Raw genomic sequence first — 15,575 nt, 5'->3', positions numbered from 1 at the left:
TGGATCAGGGCTTTCTGGGAACGAACGCGAGATATTGCGCCGTTCACCAGAGGGTCAAGTGATGCTCGAACATACGATTCAGGCGACGCGCATCGACGAGCACGGCAGCGTCGCGCGATGCAAGGACGCGGCGATCCGTCTCGATACTGACATGGATGGACGCGCCGACGCATTCAACCCGGCGGAGATGCTGCTGGCGTCGCTTGCCGCCTGCATGATCAAGGGCATCGAACGGGCGGCCCCGCTCCTGAAGTTCGCATTCCGGGGGGTTGAGGTCCACCTGCGCGGCGTGCGCGAGGACAGTCCGCCGCGGATGGTTTTGGTGGAGTACGAGATCATCGTCGATACCGACGAACACGACCGTCGGATCGAACTTCTGCATAAGAACGTCCGCAAATATGGCACGATCTTCAACACCCTGTCTTCGGCCACCGTGTTGTCTGGCCAGATGGTCCGGAAGCTTTGACAGGCGCGGAAGCCGCCAGGGACTCGGTACAAACAGCTCGGCCAGCCTGACCGCATGGCGGTCCATTGCGGCGGTATCGGAGGGCGGCAGATCGAGCCGCGCCGTCATGTCAGCGGCGAGCACGCGCCCGCTGGCCGCGAGGAGGTCGACCGTTTCCGTCTTGGCGACCGGCGTCGCCGCCGCGAGCGCTTTCGCAGCAGCGATGTCCACCGGGATCACTGCCGCGGCGGCGTCGGCTTGGCAGTGTCTTTGAAAGGCGAGCGCAGGGCGAGGTCATGGCTGCTCCGGAAGGGGCCTCGCGACGGGAGAGGGGGAGCGTCGCCGGGCGTTTCCGTCCGGCAGCGCGATGCACGGGTCAGCCCGCGCTGTATTCCATCGACTTGAACGAAAGATCCGCAGCCGAGGCGGGCGCATCCGATATCTTGCGGATATTGGCCCAGGTGTGCTTGTAGTTCGGCAGGATCAGCTCGTTCGTGCCGGCATTGACGATGTTGCCCTGCGCGCCATTCGGCGCCCCGAACACCATGAAGGTCTCCTTTCGCCGTGCGGTCGGCGTCGGATAGACCAGCGCCTGCGTCGCACCGACGTCGTTGAACACCTCGACCAGGTCGCCGGCCTTGACCCCCAGTTCGGCCATGTCGTCCGGATTGATCTCGATGAACGGGATCGGGAAGCGGTCGGAAACGAAGTCGTTCGCCTTGTCTAGGAACCAGTTCTGCCAGATCACGTTGGCGCGGCCATTGTTGATGAGAAACGCGAAGTTGTCCCTCTGGTAGGCCTTGCCCGGCGCCTGCAGCCCGCGCCATTCGCCGCCGCAGAACAGCGCCTTGCCGTCCTCGCGGCCGTGACGCGTGAACTTGCCGTCGGTGTAGAGCCGCTTGGTCCCGACCAACTGGCCGTTCTCGAAGCCGACCACAGGCTCCTGCACGCCGTTGTTGCCCATGGCCCGCAGGCGGTCATACGTCACCTCCGGATTGCCGGAGTTGTAGCCGTCCATGAAGGCATCTTCCTCGGTCTTCCAGTCGTAGCCCTTGAACTGGTCGGCATAGGCGTCGCGACCCTCCTCGCGCAAGACCCGCTCCAGGTTCTGGGCGATCGCGGCTGCGATCAGGCAGTCCGGCTTGGCGTTGCCCGGACCGTCCATGTATTTCTCGACCAGACGCAGCCTGCGCTCGCCGTTCATGGAGGTCAGGTTCATCTCGCCCGACTCCACCGCCGGCAGGATGACGTGCGCGGCCTGGCCGATTTGGCTGTGGATGATGTCCACGTTGACCGAGAACAAGCCTCCCGCGTTGATCGCGCCAACGATGGCGTCTACCAGTTCCTCGCGGCTGGACCCCGCATGGGCGTCCATGGCGTCCTTCACCATGTTGGTACGGCGGTTGTATTCGCGCTTGAACTCGGTCGCGTTGAGCGTGGTCTTGTAGTGGTCGTTGGCCCAGATGTGATGCACCTTGCCCTGGCCGCCGATGATGAGCTGATCGACATAAGGCGCTGGCCGGCCGACATGTGCGTCGGAGGGCCGGAAGTAGCCTTCCTGATGACCGCCGAGACGGCACACGCCACCGCCCTCTCGGCCGATGTTGCCGGTTGCGAGCCCGATGTTCACCAGCGCGCCGATGACGCGGTAGTTGTCGTTGCCCCAGATGATACCCTTTTCGTAACCGGTGGTGCATTTGCGGCGCGAGCCGTCGTCCTTTGGCTTGGCGATCCACTCGGCAGCCTTGACGATGTCGGCTTCGGACAGGCCGGTGATCGACGCGCCTTCGGCGAGCGACATCTTGCACTTGGCGCGCGCCATCTCGAACGAGCCCAGAGCGGCAGGGTGCGCCTCGTCCAGCGGCACCGCGACGTCGCCCTGGAGGGTCGATGCCGCGATGAAGTCACTGTCCACCCATCCCTGGTCGGCGATGTAGGTGAAGAGCGTATTGAACAGCGCCAGGTCGGTGCCGGTCTTGATCGCCAGGTGCAGCACATTGTCGGCGCCGGCCTCCACTTCGCAGGCATTGGCGGTCACTGTGCGGCGCGGATCGACGATGATCACCTTCGCCCCGTTGCGCATGCCCGGCACCATGTGATTCAGGAACAGGTTGGTCTGGCATTCGAGCGGGTTGGTGCCGACCAGCATGATCGTGTCGGTCAGCGTGTAGTCCTCGTACGCGTAGTTCAGCTCGTCGACACCCATGTCGCGGGTCGAGTGAACCTCGGAATTGTAGGCCGGCCGGTTGTGGATGCGGCAGTTCTTGACCTTCATCGAGCCGAAATAGAGCTTTCCCGTGCCCCAGGTGTTCTCGTAACCGCCGGCCGAACCGCCATGGTCGAACATCGAGACGAACAGGTCGTCCTCATCGTCCTTGTCGATGACGCGCGTGGTGACGCGGGCGACCAGATCGAGCGCGTCGGCCCAGCTCGTCGGCTGCCAGGTGCCGTAGCGCCAGACCATCGGCTCCGACAGACGCTGCTGCTGCGTACCCGTCTTGTCGGAGCGGCGGTTCTCGGCCATGCGGGCGCCGCGCACGGAGCCCAGGCCGGAATTCACGACGCAGCCCCTGTCCGGCTTGATGACGAGATGGACGTCCTTCCCGTCCTGCTTGACGATGTTGTACATCGACGGCGCGTACCAGGCCTCGGTCTCCGCCGGCTGCTGCTCGGCGAGGTTCACGCCGAAGGCGTTGGCGGCGGCGTCGGTGCCGCCCTGCTTGTTCACCGGCCAGGTGTAGGCGTGGTAGCCGCAGCCGACGATGCAATAGTGGCAAGTGACGTTATGCTTCTTCGCGTCCGCCGGGATGATCGGCAGGCGGTCGATGTTTCGCTTGTAAGCCATGGTTCCCTCCCTCAGAGCACGTTCGACAGGCGGCCGTAGAGAAGTTCGTCCACGCCTTCGGCGTAGATGTCGCCCTTCTCGTCCACCCTCAGCGCATATTGCGGAAGGTTCTGCGTTGCCTGGCCCCAGATCTGCTGGCCGCCGGCCTCGCAGTCGAAGCGGGAGTAATGGCCGGGGCAGTTCAGCGTGCGGTCGGCAGCAACGTAATTCAGTGGAAAGCCCTTATGCGGGCAGATCGTCGAGAAGCCGACAATGTCGCCATCCGGTCCCGCGCCGCCTTCGACGCGCGTGCCGAGCTTGAGCAGCACGCCAGGGGCGTTCTCGTCCGGATAGGCGACGTCCAGGGGTTCGTTCGGCTTGAGGTCGGCGACATTGCCGAGGCGGTTCAAGGGATAGTCGACCCGCGCAAGCGCTGCGGCCTTTGCAGGCGCCGCTGGAAGCGCGACGGCGGTGGCGGTAGCGGCAGCGGCAATCGCGCCACCCCGCAGAAACTGACGGCGACCGACATCGACCAACTTGTCGCAACGATCCATTGTTTTCCTCCCTGGTTCGCGACTGGGTACGCATTGCGTGCAGCAAGGAGCATGCCAGCTGCCGTTCGCCACCCCGACGCCGCAGTTGCAGGGACTTTGCAAATGCCGTCGATCGCGATGTCCGGAATTCCGGACATGCTGCGCCGCCGAAGGTCCGGAAACCCGGACGGCCGAAAGTGCGGGATTTCCGGTCGATTTTGACGGCGTGCGGCGCTAGTCTATCCCGCAGGGAGGATTTCGCGTCTTGACCGCACGGTACCCAGCCGCGAGCCAGGTACTCACGCGCCGTTCGGCCATCGCGCTGTGCGGCTCGGCGGCGGCGTCGGTCGCGTTCGCGCCGGGCCTCGCCTCCGCGAAGGACGAGGGGTTCAGGTTCGGCCTGACGCCCGTCTTCCTCTCGAACGATCTCGAACTGCTCGCTGCCCTTCGCGCGTATCTGTCCGAGGCGACCGGACATCCCGTGGAACTGGTCAGCCGCCGGACTTACCAGGAGATCACCGCACTGCTCGTCGCGGGCCAGCTCCACGCGGCATGGATCTGCGGCTATCCGTACGTCCAGTTCAAGTCGGAGCTCGATCTCGTCGCCACCCCGTCCTGGCATGGCAAGCCGCTCTACCAGTCCTACCTGATCGCCGCCCCTGACAGGCCCGCAAACCAATGGCAAGACCTGAAAGGAGACATCCACGCCTTCTCGGATCCGGACTCCAATTCCGGCTTCCTCGTCACCCGAGCGCTTCTGGCGGAGAACGGGCTGAAGCCCGAAGGTTTTTTCGCCCGCACCTTCTATACCTACGGTCATCGCAACGTGATCCGCGCCGTCGCCTCCGGGCTCGCCCAGTCCGGCAGCGTCGACGGCTATGTCTGGGACGTCATGCGCGAGATGGAGCCAGGCCTCGTCGGCCGCACACGAATCGTGCGCCGTTCCGAATGGCTCGGCTTTCCGCCGGTTGCGTCGCCGAAGGCCCTGGCAGGCGATCCCCGCATCGCGCGGCTCAAGCAGGCGCTGACGACGATGGATCGGCACGAGGAGGGCCGCAAGGTGCTGGCCTTGCTGAAACTCGACGGTTTCCTCGCCACCGAGCCAGCGCTGTTCGACACAATCGCGGCGAAGGTCGATGCGGTGAGGCGGTTCGGATGAGGTTCTTCGGCCGCCTGCGCACCATTCCAGTCTCCTATCGGGTGCCTGTGCTGGTGGCGCTCCTGATGGTGGCGATCAGCGTGGTGATTTCCGAGCGCGTTCTCGACCGGCTGTCGCGCACCCAGGAATCCTTCCTCGACGGTCTCGCCGGCAGCTATCTCGACGGGCTGACCGCGGCGGTGCTGCCTGCGGTGCTGCGTGGCGACGTGTGGGAGGTCTTCGACGCGCTCGATCGCTCGCGAAAATCCTACGAGGCACTTTCGCCAATCGAGGCGGTGGTCACCGGTGCCGACGGCAAGGTTCTGGCGGCCACGGACCCGACCCGCATTCCCTCCTTCTCGGATCTGCCGGAAGCCTATGCCTCACGCTACGGTGCGAGCACGGTGACTTTCGACCGGGAATCCGCCACCGGCTTCGCTCACCGTGATCTCGTCTATCAGGGGCAGCCGGTCGGTGCGATCCACACCGCCTTCGACGCCTCCCACATTTTCGCCGAGCGCCGTGAGATCCTGGTGACGCTGCTCGTCACCAACGGAATCCTGGCGGCGGTGTTCGCCTTCGGCGGCTTCCTGCTGGTCCGCCGCATGATCGAACCGATGCGCGTGCTGGAGGATCACATGCGTGCCGCTGCGAACGGTGTCGCCGAGCCCATTCCGTCAGCCGAGTTTCCGGCGCGCGGCGGCGAGGTGGCGAGCCTCTTCAACGGCTACAACGCCCTCGTCCATGCCGAGCGCGAGCGCGCCAATTTCGCCATGCAGCTGGCAGAAGAGGAGAAGCTGGCCAGTCTCGGGCGGCTGGCCTCGGGCATGGCGCACGAGATCAACAATCCGCTGGGCGGCCTGTTCAACGCCATCGACACGCTGAAGACCCACGGCAGGACGCCCGGTGTGCGCGACACCTCCATCAGCCTGATCGAGCGGGGATTGCACGGCATAAGGGAAGTCGTCGAAGCGGCGCTTGCTACCTATCGGCCGGAGCGATCGGCCCGGCCGCTCAGCGCCGACGACCTCGAGGACGTCAAAGTGCTCATGAAGCCGGAACTGCGCAGGCGCAGGCAGCGGCTGGACTGGCAGGTCGACTGGCCTGCGGACGCCGCGGCAACGATCCCCGGCGGCCCGGTACGGCAAGCCGTGCTCAACCTTCTGCTCAATGCCAGCGCGGCGACGCCCGAGGGCGGCAGGATCGGTCTTAAGGTCGAGCGGACTGCGGACCGGTTGAAGATATCGGTCTCCGACGAAGGCCCCGGCATGCCCAGGGAATCGATCTCCATGCTGAGCGACGACGATCCCGGCCCCGCCGTCCGCGTCGGAAGAGGGCTAGGCTTGTGGATGGCCCGCCGGATGGTCGACGCCTGTGGAGGCAAGGCCACCGTAGAGCCAGCTCAGTCGTCGGGGTCGATCGTTACGCTTATCTTGCCGATCCGGGAGGAAGCAAAGCATGAAAACAGTCGTGCCGCCTGACCGCGCGCGTGTCGGGCTCGTCGAGGACGATCCCGTCATGGGCGGTTCCATTGTCCAGCGGCTGGAACTTGAGGGCTGGGAGGTGACCTGGTGGCAGACCGGGCGCGAGGCTGTCGCAGGTCTGGGTCGTGTTGCCGGCGCGCTCGATCTCGTGATCTGCGACATAAGGCTGCCGGATATGTCCGGCGAAGCTGTCTTCGAAGAGGCAGCGCGGCAGCCCAACGCGCCACCCTTCCTGTTCGTTACCGGCTTCGCCGAGATTGACCAGGCCGTTCGCCTCATGCGCTCAGGCGCGGCCGACTTCATGACCAAGCCCTTCGCAATGGACGACTTTCTGAAACGCATCGCCACAGGCCGGCGGAGCGCCTGCTCCGGCATGCGGCTGAAGGAATATGTGCTTGGCCAGTCGCCGACGATCCAGCACGCCGAGGATCTCATCCATCGCTATGCCGTGCACGATCTGCCGGTGCTGATCACCGGCGAAACCGGGTCCGGCAAGGAGGTCGCGGCGCGGCTCCTGCACCAGATCTCCGCGCGGGCAGAGCAGCCCTTCGTCGCGGTGAACTGCGCCGCAATCCCAGCCGACCTCCTGGAGAGCGAAATCTTCGGCCACGAGAAGGGAGCATTCACCGGCGCCCACCAGCGCCACCTCGGATACGCCGAACGCGCGAAGGGCGGCACGCTCTTCCTCGACGAGATCGGCGACATGCCGGCCGCGCTGCAAGCCAAGCTGCTCCGGCTGATCGAAAGCGAGTCTTTCACGCGCCTCGGCGGCGAGACGCCGGTTCCCTTCCGCGCCCGCATCGTCGCCGCAACGCACAGGGACCTGGCGCCGGGTCAGGCGTCGGGATTCCGCGAGGACCTCTATTTCCGGCTCGCCGTGCTCCCTGTCGAGATTCCGCCATTGAGACAACGGCCCGAAGACATCGTCTGGCTGCTTGACCGCTTTCTCGAGAATGCGGTCGCGCGCTCCCACGCCCGCATCCGCGGCTTCAGCGCACTAACGGAGGAGGCAGCACTCGTCTATTTGTGGCCGGGCAACGTGCGCGAATTGCGCAACCGCGTCGACCGTGCGGTCGCACTCTCGGCTTCAGAATGGATCATGCCGGGCGATCTATTCCCCGACAGTCCGGGAAGGCGGCCCGTACCTGGTTTCCTTCCTCTCGCCGACGTCCGCGACGCAGCCGAACGGCGGCAGATCGAACGCGCGCTGGAACAGACCGACGGACAGGTCATCAAAGCTGCCGAATTGCTCGGCATCGGTCGTTCGACGCTTTGGGAGAAGATGACACGGCTGGGGGTGCGTATTTGATCAGCGTGATCGCGCCACGTGGCGTGGTCGGCAAGATCGAAACCGAGCGTTGAACGGAGATCGCTTTTCACGGGGACTTGGCGTCTTCGACGACATCCAACACAAATGTCGTGTTGCCCCGCGTGTGTCCGCCCATATTCAAGGCTGTGACTGCAATTTCGCCCAGGCGAATTACGTCTCCTTCACGCAGGACGCGGTCGATCGTTGTTGGCGGATAGTAGCAAGCCTCATCCTTGCCATAGTGAAAGTGGCTCTTGCCGCCATCCAGCATGGCAGAGCCATCACCCTCCCTCATGGCAAACTTGCCGGCGCAGCATTGTGGGCTAGCTCCAGCCTTTACGGGAGCAGCCTTCCGGTGCCGTCAACTTGTTGTCGTCGAACGGCGATCAGAAGTGATAATTGACGCCCAGCCGCGCGGTATGGAACTTGAAGTCGGCCAGGAAACCATCGCCGTTGCCTTCGCCAAAACGGGCTCTTCCAAGATCGACGAACAAGTGCTCGGCCTTGGCTGACCATTTGTCGTTGAAAGCCCACTCAAGGCCGCCGCCTGCGGTCCAGCCGGTCTTGGTATCGCTGCCGCACCAAACGTCGCCAGGACACCCGCCATCAAGTTCACCACTGACGCGACCGATGGCGACACCGGCTGAAACAAATGGCAGGACTGGACCGACCGCATACCCCAGACGAGCGCGCAGTGTCGCTGCCCAATCGACCCGGAACGTGCAGATATCCTCAACACCGCAGCCCCAGTCGTCGCCGCCGTCGCCTTTACCCGACATGCGCGCCCCCGAAACGTCACCCTCGACGCCAACGACCAAGTTGCCGAATTGCTTGTTGTAGCCAACTGTTAGGCCGCCGATGGCTCCCGAGTAGCCGATGTCATCGGAGTGTACGCCATCGAATGCGCTCGTATCACCGGTTCCGTATCCGACCATGCCGCCCATATAGACGCCCGACCAGTCAACCGCGGAGCCGTTCTGGCCAGCATCGGCTGTTTCGTTGGTGACAAGCAAAGCCGCGCCCAAGAGCAGTACGACCAGTCGTTTTCTGATGTTTTGGCGAAAGGTGGAACTGTGGTCCATCTCTGATAGCCCCGACTAAAGCTCAAGTTGAGCGAACGGGGCAGCGTTCGCGATGCATTTTTGCGACTATCACGGGCGGCAACGCAAGACAAGACGGCTGATCTTCCGCCGTGGCGTCCCATCGGAACGTTCAAAACGCCCCCGCTGCCTGGAGGCAGGTGGCTTTTCCTGCGTTTGGGAGGAATGGCGGCGAAAGGCCGGCCAGCATCGGGCAGCATCGGCGGCCCGACATTGGTCTTGCGCGCCCGCTGAGCCGTGGACGCGCCTGCGCCGGCCAGCCCGTTGCTGGCATCCGACGACAGCTGGTCCTGGGCTAATCGCGGCTTTCGCCGGTGTCCCGCTCAGCACGCACCCGGTCCGGCAGGCCGTCATGGTCGCCGAGCGGCCGCTTCGGCGCGTCGTGCCACCAGTCCTCGCGGATCGCCTTGCGCTCGAGATTGACCGGATAGATGATCCGGTTCTCGTCCTTGTTGGTTTCGCCGACCACCAGCAGGCGCACTTCGGCGTCGGTGTTGTTGAGGAAGCTGTGCGCCAGCCCGGTGCCGGCGGGGAAGCCGACGGAATCGCCCGGCTTGAGGCGGTGCAGGGTGCCGTCGAGCCAGACGTCGGGCTCGCCCTCGATGACATGGACGAATTCTTCCTCCAGGCTTTCGGCATGCGGAAACGAGGTGCGCCGGCCCGGCGGCAGGCGGACATGGTGGATGCCGAGGCGTTCGAGGCCGAAATGCTGGGCGAGCGGCGCGCCGAGCCCGCGCAGCTCCGAGGTGCCGATGAAGGTCTCGCCGTCGGGCTTTTCGACCTCGCTCCAGTGGGCGATTTCGGCAGGGCGGCCTGAGGTTGTCATCTCGATACTCCCGATGAACGTGCCACATTCATAAGGGCGAACGTCGTGATGGCGACGCTGCCTGTTGGTTCGCGTGCGCAGGAAGAGGTATCACGGTCAGCTTTCGGGTGCAGCTGCGCCCGGCCGCCGCCGGTCTCACCCCACGGCGTTTGCCGCTGCCAGGCCGGCAGCGATGTCTTCTTTCAGGTCGGCGACGTCTTCGAGGCCGATCTGCAGCCGGATGATCGGGCCTTCATAAGGACCGTTGGCGATTTTGCGGTCGGCGAGGCTGACCTGTACGGCGAGGCTTTCATAGCCGCCCCAGGAATAGCCGAGGCCGAAGATCTCGAGCGCGTCGAGGAAGGCATGCGCTTTGTCAGTGCCGCCGCCCGCAAGCACCACCGAGAAGATGCCGCTCGAGCCGGAGAAGTCGCGCTTGAACAGCTTGTGGTCGGGGTGGCTTTCGAGGCCCGGATGCAGCACGCGGGCGACACCTTGCTTGCCTTCGAGCCAGCGCGCGATCTCGAGCGTGCTCTTCTGGTGATGGGCGAGCCGCACGCCCATGGTGCGCAGGCCGCGCAGCACCTGGTAGACATCGTCCGGGCCGGCACAGCAGCCGAGCGTGACATAGGCCTCGTGCAGCTTCGGCCAGCAGGCGGCATTGGCCGACACCGTGCCGCTCAAGACGTCCGAATGGCCGGCCGGATATTTGGTCGCCGCATGGATGGTGACGTCGACGCCGAAGTCGAGCGCCTTGAAATAGAGCGGCGTCGCCCAGGTGTTGTCCATCATGACGATGGCACCCGCTTCATGCGCTGCCTTGGAGATCGCCGGAATGTCCTGGATCTCGAAGGTGTTGGACGCAGGAGATTCGGTGAACACCACCTTGGTGTTCGGCTTGATCAGAGCGGCGATGCCTGCGCCGACATGCGGATCGTAGTAATCGACCTCGACGCCGAGGCGCCTGAGCATGGTGTCGGCGAAATGGCGGGTCGGAAAGTAGACGGAATCGGTGATCAGTATGTGGTCGCCCGACGACAGGAAGCCGAGCAGGGGGATCGTCACCGCGGCCAGCCCAGAGGGCACGGCGATGGTGCCGGCCGAGCCTTCGAGCTCGTCGATGGCGTGGCACAGCGCGTCGCTGGTCGGCGTTCCGCGCGTGCCATATGTGTATTTTTGAGCACGCCCGGCCATCGTCGCAGCGTTGGGGAACAGAACCGTCGAGGCGTGCACGACCGGCGGATTGACAAAGCCATGAAAGCCGTGTGGATCGTGCCCGGAATGCGTCAGCCGCGTGTTGACGCCTTTGATCCTGCCATTGTCACGAGTCATGAATCCGCACCCTTTCAGTGAAGACGCCAGCCATAAAGCGACGCCCCGAGCCGTGCAACCGCCGCAGGCGCCCGTTCGGCTGGGCCAGATCTGGCCCAAGGGTTTTGCCGGGCGTCTTTGGGAGACGGTGGCGTTTTCCTCGCGCCGCATCCGCCGCCGCCCCGTTGGCGCGCCGCAGCCGGTGTGGTCGCGCGGGCTGACCTTGCTGCTTTTCTGCGGCGCCGTTTGCGTCGCGCTTCTGTTCACCATCGATTCGAAGGTGATGAACTTCATGCTCAGCAACCGAAACGGCTTCACCGCCTGGCTCGCCTGGCTGAGCGATATCGGCAAGTCGGAATGGTATCTCGTGCCCGCCTTGCTGGTCTATCTCGCCACCGCCGCCGCCGACTGGCGCGGCGTCGGTCACGGCGTGAAGGCGCGGCTGGTGACGCTGTTCGGCCAGGCCGCCTTCGTCTTCGGCATGGTTGCCTTCACAGGCATTGCCGTCAACATCGTCAAGCTGTTCTTCGGCCGCGCCCGGCCGGCCTTCTATGGCGAATATGGCGCCTATCATTTCGACCCCTTCGTGGTGACGCGTTATTCCTCGAGCTTTCCCTCCGGCCATGCCACGACAATCGGCACCGTGGCGGCGATCCTGATGATCTGGTTTCCGCGTCACTGGCTGGCGATCGGCATCGTCGGTCTGGCGCTGTCGGCGCTCAGGATTCCGGCGGCGGCGCATTATCCCTCCGACATCACCGCCGGCTTCCTGTTCGGCCTGATCGTGACCATCGTCGCCGCCCGATTCTTCGCCGTGCGGCGGGTCGGCTTCAGGCTGGTGGCGGGAAAGCTGCTGCCGGCGGCTGTCGGTTTTGGCAGACGAAAACGCGCCGTCCGCTGACGTCTTCGAAGTGAAGCGGACACCGGCCGCAGCAATCATTGCCGCTGATTTCTAATACTAAAGGCGCAGCCGGCGGCAGCGGGCCTTTATTGCTTGACCTCACAAGAATTATCGCCTTCGATGCATCCGTGAACCGGACTGCAGCAATGTGCGCCGGACAGGACGCGCAATCCGGATTTGGGCCGGGTAGGGGATGCTGAGTTCACAATTCAAAAAGGCAGGCAAAAAAAGCCTGTAAAAAACAGAAGGGTTCGTGGGTCATGAAGTACATCATTTCAGGCATTCTCGGGGCAGCCACGCTCGGCATGGTGGCGACGGCCGCATCTGCCGGCACCCTTGAGGACGTCAAGGCAAAGGGCTTCCTGCAATGCGGCGTCAGCACCGGCCTGGCCGGTTTCTCGGCGCCGAACGACAAGGGCGACTGGCAGGGTCTGGACGCCGATTTCTGCCGCGCAGTGGCCGCTGCAGTGTTCGGTGACGGCACCAAGGTCAAGTTCACGCCGCTCTCCGCCAAGGAGCGTTTCACCGCGTTGCAGTCGGGTGAAATCGACCTGCTGTCGCGCAACACCACCTGGACCATCAATCGCGACACCGCACTTGGTCTCAACTTCGTCGGCGTCACCTATTTCGACGGCCAGGGCTTCATGATCAACGCCAAGAAGCTGCCGGGCGTCAATTCCGCGCTGCAGCTTTCGGGCGCCGCCGTCTGCGTGCAGACCGGTACGACGACCGAACTCAATCTCGCCGACTACTTCAAGGCGAACAAGATGGAGTACAACCCGGTCGTCTTCGAGAAGCTCGAAGAGGTCAACGCCGCTTATGACGCCGGCCGTTGCGACGTCTACACCACCGACCAGTCGGGCCTCTACGGCATCCGCCTGACGCTGGGCGCGCCGGACGATCACGTCGTGCTGCCGGAGATCATCTCCAAGGAGCCGCTCGGACCTGCCGTGCGCCAGGGCGACGACAAGTGGTATCACATCGTCAAGTGGACCTATTTCGCGCTGCTGACCGCCGAGGAACTCGGCATCACCCAGGCCAATGTCGAAGAGATGAAGGCGTCGGGTAACCCCGAGGTCAAGCGCGTGCTCGGCACCGAAGCCGACACCAAGATCGGCACCGATCTCGGCCTCGGCAACGACTGGGTCGTCAACATCGTCAAATCAGTGGGCAACTACGGCGAAGTCTTCGAACGCAATGTCGGCCAGGGCAGCCCGCTGAAGATCGCCCGCGGCATCAATGCGCTCTGGACCAAGGGCGGCCTGCAGTACGCACCGCCGATCCGCTGATCCGAAGTCTCACCCGGAGGGCGGCGCTGCCGCCTTCCGGCTCCTCTTTTGAAGGGACTTCCGATGGCTACGCAGGACATTCCCCAAGACGTAGGGGGCGGCCGCGCGTCGCTGCTCTACGACCCGAAGGTGCGCGGCATCTTCTTCCAGATCCTGGTGGTCGTTGCGCTCACCGCCTTCGTCTACTGGATCATCGGCAACACGATCGAAAACCTCAAGCGCGCCAACATCGCCTCGGGTTTCGCCTTTCTCAACGGCCGCGCCGGTTTCGACGTCAGCGACACGCTGATCCAGTTCGATTCCGATTCGACCTACAAGCGCGCCTTGCTCGTCGGCCTGATCAACACCGTGGTCGTGGCCGGCGCCGGCATTGTCACGGCGTCGATTCTCGGCTTCCTGATCGGCATCGGACGGCTGTCCAACAACTGGCTGATCCGCAAGATCTGCACGGTCTATGTCGAGCTGTTCCGCAACATCCCGCCGCTCCTGGTCATCTTCTTCTGGTATTTCGGCGTGCTTTCCGTGCTGCCCTTGCCGAAGGAGAGCATCGAGCTGCCCTTCGGCTCCTATCTCAACAGCCGTGGCTTCTATTTCCCCAAGGCGGTCTGGGGCGAAGGCGCGTGGCTGATCGGCGTGGCCCTGTTGCTCGGCATCGCCATGTCGTGGTTCGTCGCCCGGCAGGCAAGGCAGCGGCAGATGGCAACGGGCGCGACATTCCCGGTGTTCTGGACCTCGCTGGCCCTGATCGTCGGCCTGCCGCTTCTGGCGCTTGTCGCCACCGGCTTTCCCGTCAGCTTCGACTTGCCGCAGAAGTCGACCTTCAACCTGACCGGCGGCCTGCAGATCAAGCCCGAGTTCCTGTCGCTCTATCTGGCGCTGTCGTTCTACACCGCAGCCTTCATCGCCGAGATCGTGCGTGCCGGCATTCGCGGCGTCAACAAGGGCCAGACCGAAGCGTCCTCGGCGCTCGGCCTGCGCTCCGGCCAGGCGCTCAGGCTGGTGGTGGTGCCGCAGGCGATGCGCATCGTCATCCCGCCGCTGACCAGCCAGTTTCTCAACCTGACCAAGAACTCGTCGCTGGCGATCGCCATCGGCTATCCGGATCTGGTCGCCGTCGGCGGAACGGTGCTCAACCAGACCGGACAGGCGATCGAGATCGTGGTCATCTGGATGGTCGTCTATCTCGGCCTCAGCCTGATCACCTCGGCCTTCATGAACTGGTTCAATGCCAAGATGGCATTGGTGGAAAGGTAAGGAGGCGGACATGTCGCAAAACGACCTTCATTACGTCCGCACCGAAATGGCGCTGCCGCAACCAGCGCCGCTTCGCGAGCGCGGGCCGGTGGCCTGGATTCGCAAGAACCTGTTCGCCAACCCGTTCGATTCGGTGCTGACCATCATCGGCATGATCATCGTGATCATGATCCTGCCGCCATTGGTCGACTGGGCGCTGGTCCAGGCGCAATGGACCGGCACCGACCGGACCTTCTGCTCGACCGTCGCCCAGGGCGGCATCCAGCCGGAAGGCTGGTCCGGCGCCTGCTGGGCCTTCGTCAACGCCAAGTTCGGCCAGTTCATGTTCGGCCGCTATCCGATCGAGGAGCGCTGGCGCGTCATTCTGGTGGCGATCATGTTCGTGGCGCTTCTGGTGCCGCTGCTGATCCCCCGGGTGCCGCGCAAGGGGCTGAACGCATTCCTGTTCCTGGTGGTGTTTCCGATCGTCGCGGCCTTCCTGCTGATCGGTGGGTTCTTCGGCCTGCCGCATGTCGAGACCCCGCTCTGGGGCGGCCTGCTGGTGACGCTGACCCTGTCTTATGTCGGCATCGTCGTGTCGCTGCCGCTCGGCATCCTCCTGGCGCTCGGACGGCGCTCGAAGATGCCTGTCGTCAAGATGCTCAGCGTCATCTTCATTGAGACTGTGCGCGGCGTGCCGCTGATCACGGTGCTGTTCATGGCCAGCGTCATGCTGCCCCTGTTCCTGCCGGCCGGCGTCAGCTTCGACAAGTTCCTGCGGGCGCTGATCGGTGTGTCGCTGTTCGCCTCGGCCTATATGGCGGAGGTGGTGCGCGGCGGCCTGCAGGCGATCCCCAAGGGCCAGTATGAAGGGGCCGATTCGCTCGGCCTCAGCTATTGGCAGAAGACCGGACTGATCATCCTGCCGCAGGCGCTGAAGCTGGTCATCCCGGGCATCGTCAACACCTTCATCGGCCTGTTCAAGGACACCAGCCTGGTCTACATCATCTCGATGTTCGACCTGCTCGGCGTCGTCAGGCAGAATTTTTCGGATCCGGCCTGGGCGTCGCCCCAGACCCCGGCGTCAGGGCTCGTCTTTGCGGCGCTGGTGTTCTGGATGTTCTGCTTTGGAATGTCGCGATATTCCATTTATATGGAGCATCGCCTCGACACCGGGCACAAGCGATAACGAACAACAAAAGG

General features: G+C 64.2%; 14 protein-coding genes and 1 pseudogene. 8 read left to right on the top strand and 7 right to left on the bottom strand.

What is annotated here, in order from left to right; genetic code table 11:
- Positions 1–61: 61 nt before the first annotated feature.
- The gene (locus tag HNQ95_RS06160) at positions 62–466 is read left to right on the top strand and encodes an OsmC family protein (RefSeq protein ID WP_067963472.1); all 405 of its coding nucleotides are present in this window, start codon (positions 62–64) and stop codon (positions 464–466) included.
- A gap of 33 nt (positions 467–499) precedes the next feature.
- Here HNQ95_RS06160 and HNQ95_RS34150 read toward each other — a convergent pair.
- From HNQ95_RS34150 to HNQ95_RS06145, 3 genes and pseudogenes are all read right to left on the bottom strand, one after another.
- Positions 500–676, bottom strand: a pseudogene (locus HNQ95_RS34150) (molybdopterin molybdotransferase MoeA); the annotation flags it as partial.
- Positions 677–821: 145 nt separating this feature from the next.
- Entirely contained in the window at positions 822–3,290 is a 2,469-nt protein-coding gene (locus HNQ95_RS06150) for an arsenate reductase (azurin) large subunit (protein ID WP_067963469.1), read from the bottom strand.
- Between the two features lie 11 nt (positions 3,291–3,301).
- Entirely contained in the window at positions 3,302–3,823 is a 522-nt protein-coding gene (locus HNQ95_RS06145) for an arsenate reductase (azurin) small subunit (RefSeq protein ID WP_067963465.1), read from the bottom strand.
- 244 nt (positions 3,824–4,067) lie between these two features.
- Between HNQ95_RS06145 and HNQ95_RS06140 the strand changes: the two genes are divergently transcribed.
- The 3 genes from HNQ95_RS06140 to HNQ95_RS06130 are packed head-to-tail and all read left to right on the top strand — an operon-like array spanning position 4,068 to position 7,733.
- Positions 4,068–4,961, top strand: coding sequence for a substrate-binding domain-containing protein (locus HNQ95_RS06140; RefSeq protein WP_154385486.1), 894 nt, complete (start codon positions 4,068–4,070; stop codon positions 4,959–4,961).
- The gene (locus tag HNQ95_RS06135; RefSeq protein ID WP_182573659.1) at positions 4,958–6,421 is read left to right on the top strand and encodes a sensor histidine kinase; all 1,464 of its coding nucleotides are present in this window, start codon (positions 4,958–4,960) and stop codon (positions 6,419–6,421) included. Before HNQ95_RS06140 ends, HNQ95_RS06135 begins: the two co-directional genes overlap by 4 nt.
- Positions 6,399–7,733 carry a sigma-54-dependent transcriptional regulator gene (locus tag HNQ95_RS06130; protein WP_067963458.1) on the top strand — a complete coding sequence of 445 codons (1,335 nt, stop codon included), beginning with the start codon at positions 6,399–6,401 and terminating at the stop codon, positions 7,731–7,733. The genes HNQ95_RS06135 and HNQ95_RS06130 overlap by 23 nt, the downstream gene beginning before the upstream one ends.
- A gap of 67 nt (positions 7,734–7,800) precedes the next feature.
- On the opposite strand, the gene HNQ95_RS06125 is transcribed toward HNQ95_RS06130, so the two are convergent.
- The 4 genes from HNQ95_RS06125 to HNQ95_RS06110 all read right to left on the bottom strand — a co-directional run bounded on the left by HNQ95_RS06125 (position 7,801) and on the right by HNQ95_RS06110 (position 10,970).
- Positions 7,801–8,028, bottom strand: coding sequence for an MBL fold metallo-hydrolase (locus tag HNQ95_RS06125; protein ID WP_067963455.1), 228 nt, complete (start codon positions 8,026–8,028; stop codon positions 7,801–7,803).
- A 91-nt stretch (positions 8,029–8,119) separates the two neighbouring features.
- Positions 8,120–8,815: an outer membrane protein gene (locus HNQ95_RS06120; RefSeq protein WP_067963452.1), complete on the bottom strand. Its 696-nt coding sequence runs from the start codon at positions 8,813–8,815 to the stop codon at positions 8,120–8,122.
- A 313-nt stretch (positions 8,816–9,128) separates the two neighbouring features.
- Entirely contained in the window at positions 9,129–9,659 is a 531-nt protein-coding gene (locus HNQ95_RS06115; RefSeq protein WP_067963449.1) for a cupin domain-containing protein, read from the bottom strand.
- 135 nt (positions 9,660–9,794) lie between these two features.
- Positions 9,795–10,970: a cystathionine beta-lyase gene (locus HNQ95_RS06110; RefSeq protein ID WP_182573660.1), complete on the bottom strand. Its 1,176-nt coding sequence runs from the start codon at positions 10,968–10,970 to the stop codon at positions 9,795–9,797.
- Positions 10,971–11,022: 52 nt separating this feature from the next.
- Here HNQ95_RS06110 and HNQ95_RS34055 point away from each other — a divergent pair, with 52 nt between their 5' ends.
- The 4 genes from HNQ95_RS34055 (at position 11,023) to HNQ95_RS06090 (ending at position 15,561) form a co-directional block, all read left to right on the top strand.
- On the top strand, positions 11,023–11,850 hold the full coding sequence (locus tag HNQ95_RS34055; RefSeq protein WP_169808342.1) for a phosphatase PAP2 family protein: 828 nt from the start codon (positions 11,023–11,025) through the stop codon (positions 11,848–11,850).
- A 260-nt stretch (positions 11,851–12,110) separates the two neighbouring features.
- A complete protein-coding gene (locus tag HNQ95_RS06100) occupies positions 12,111–13,139 on the top strand; it encodes an amino acid ABC transporter substrate-binding protein (RefSeq protein ID WP_067963441.1) in 1,029 nt (342 codons plus the stop codon).
- A 63-nt stretch (positions 13,140–13,202) separates the two neighbouring features.
- Positions 13,203–14,393 carry an amino acid ABC transporter permease gene (locus HNQ95_RS06095; RefSeq protein ID WP_067963437.1) on the top strand — a complete coding sequence of 397 codons (1,191 nt, stop codon included), beginning with the start codon at positions 13,203–13,205 and terminating at the stop codon, positions 14,391–14,393.
- 10 nt (positions 14,394–14,403) lie between these two features.
- Entirely contained in the window at positions 14,404–15,561 is a 1,158-nt protein-coding gene (locus HNQ95_RS06090) for an amino acid ABC transporter permease (RefSeq protein WP_067963434.1), read from the top strand.
- Positions 15,562–15,575 lie beyond the last annotated feature (14 nt).

The sequence above is a fragment of the Aminobacter ciceronei genome (genome assembly GCF_014138625.1).
Classification (GTDB): Bacteria; Pseudomonadota; Alphaproteobacteria; order Rhizobiales; family Rhizobiaceae; genus Aminobacter; species Aminobacter ciceronei.
Note: the sequence above shows the minus strand (reverse complement) of the source record. Positions and strands in the feature narration are given on the sequence as shown.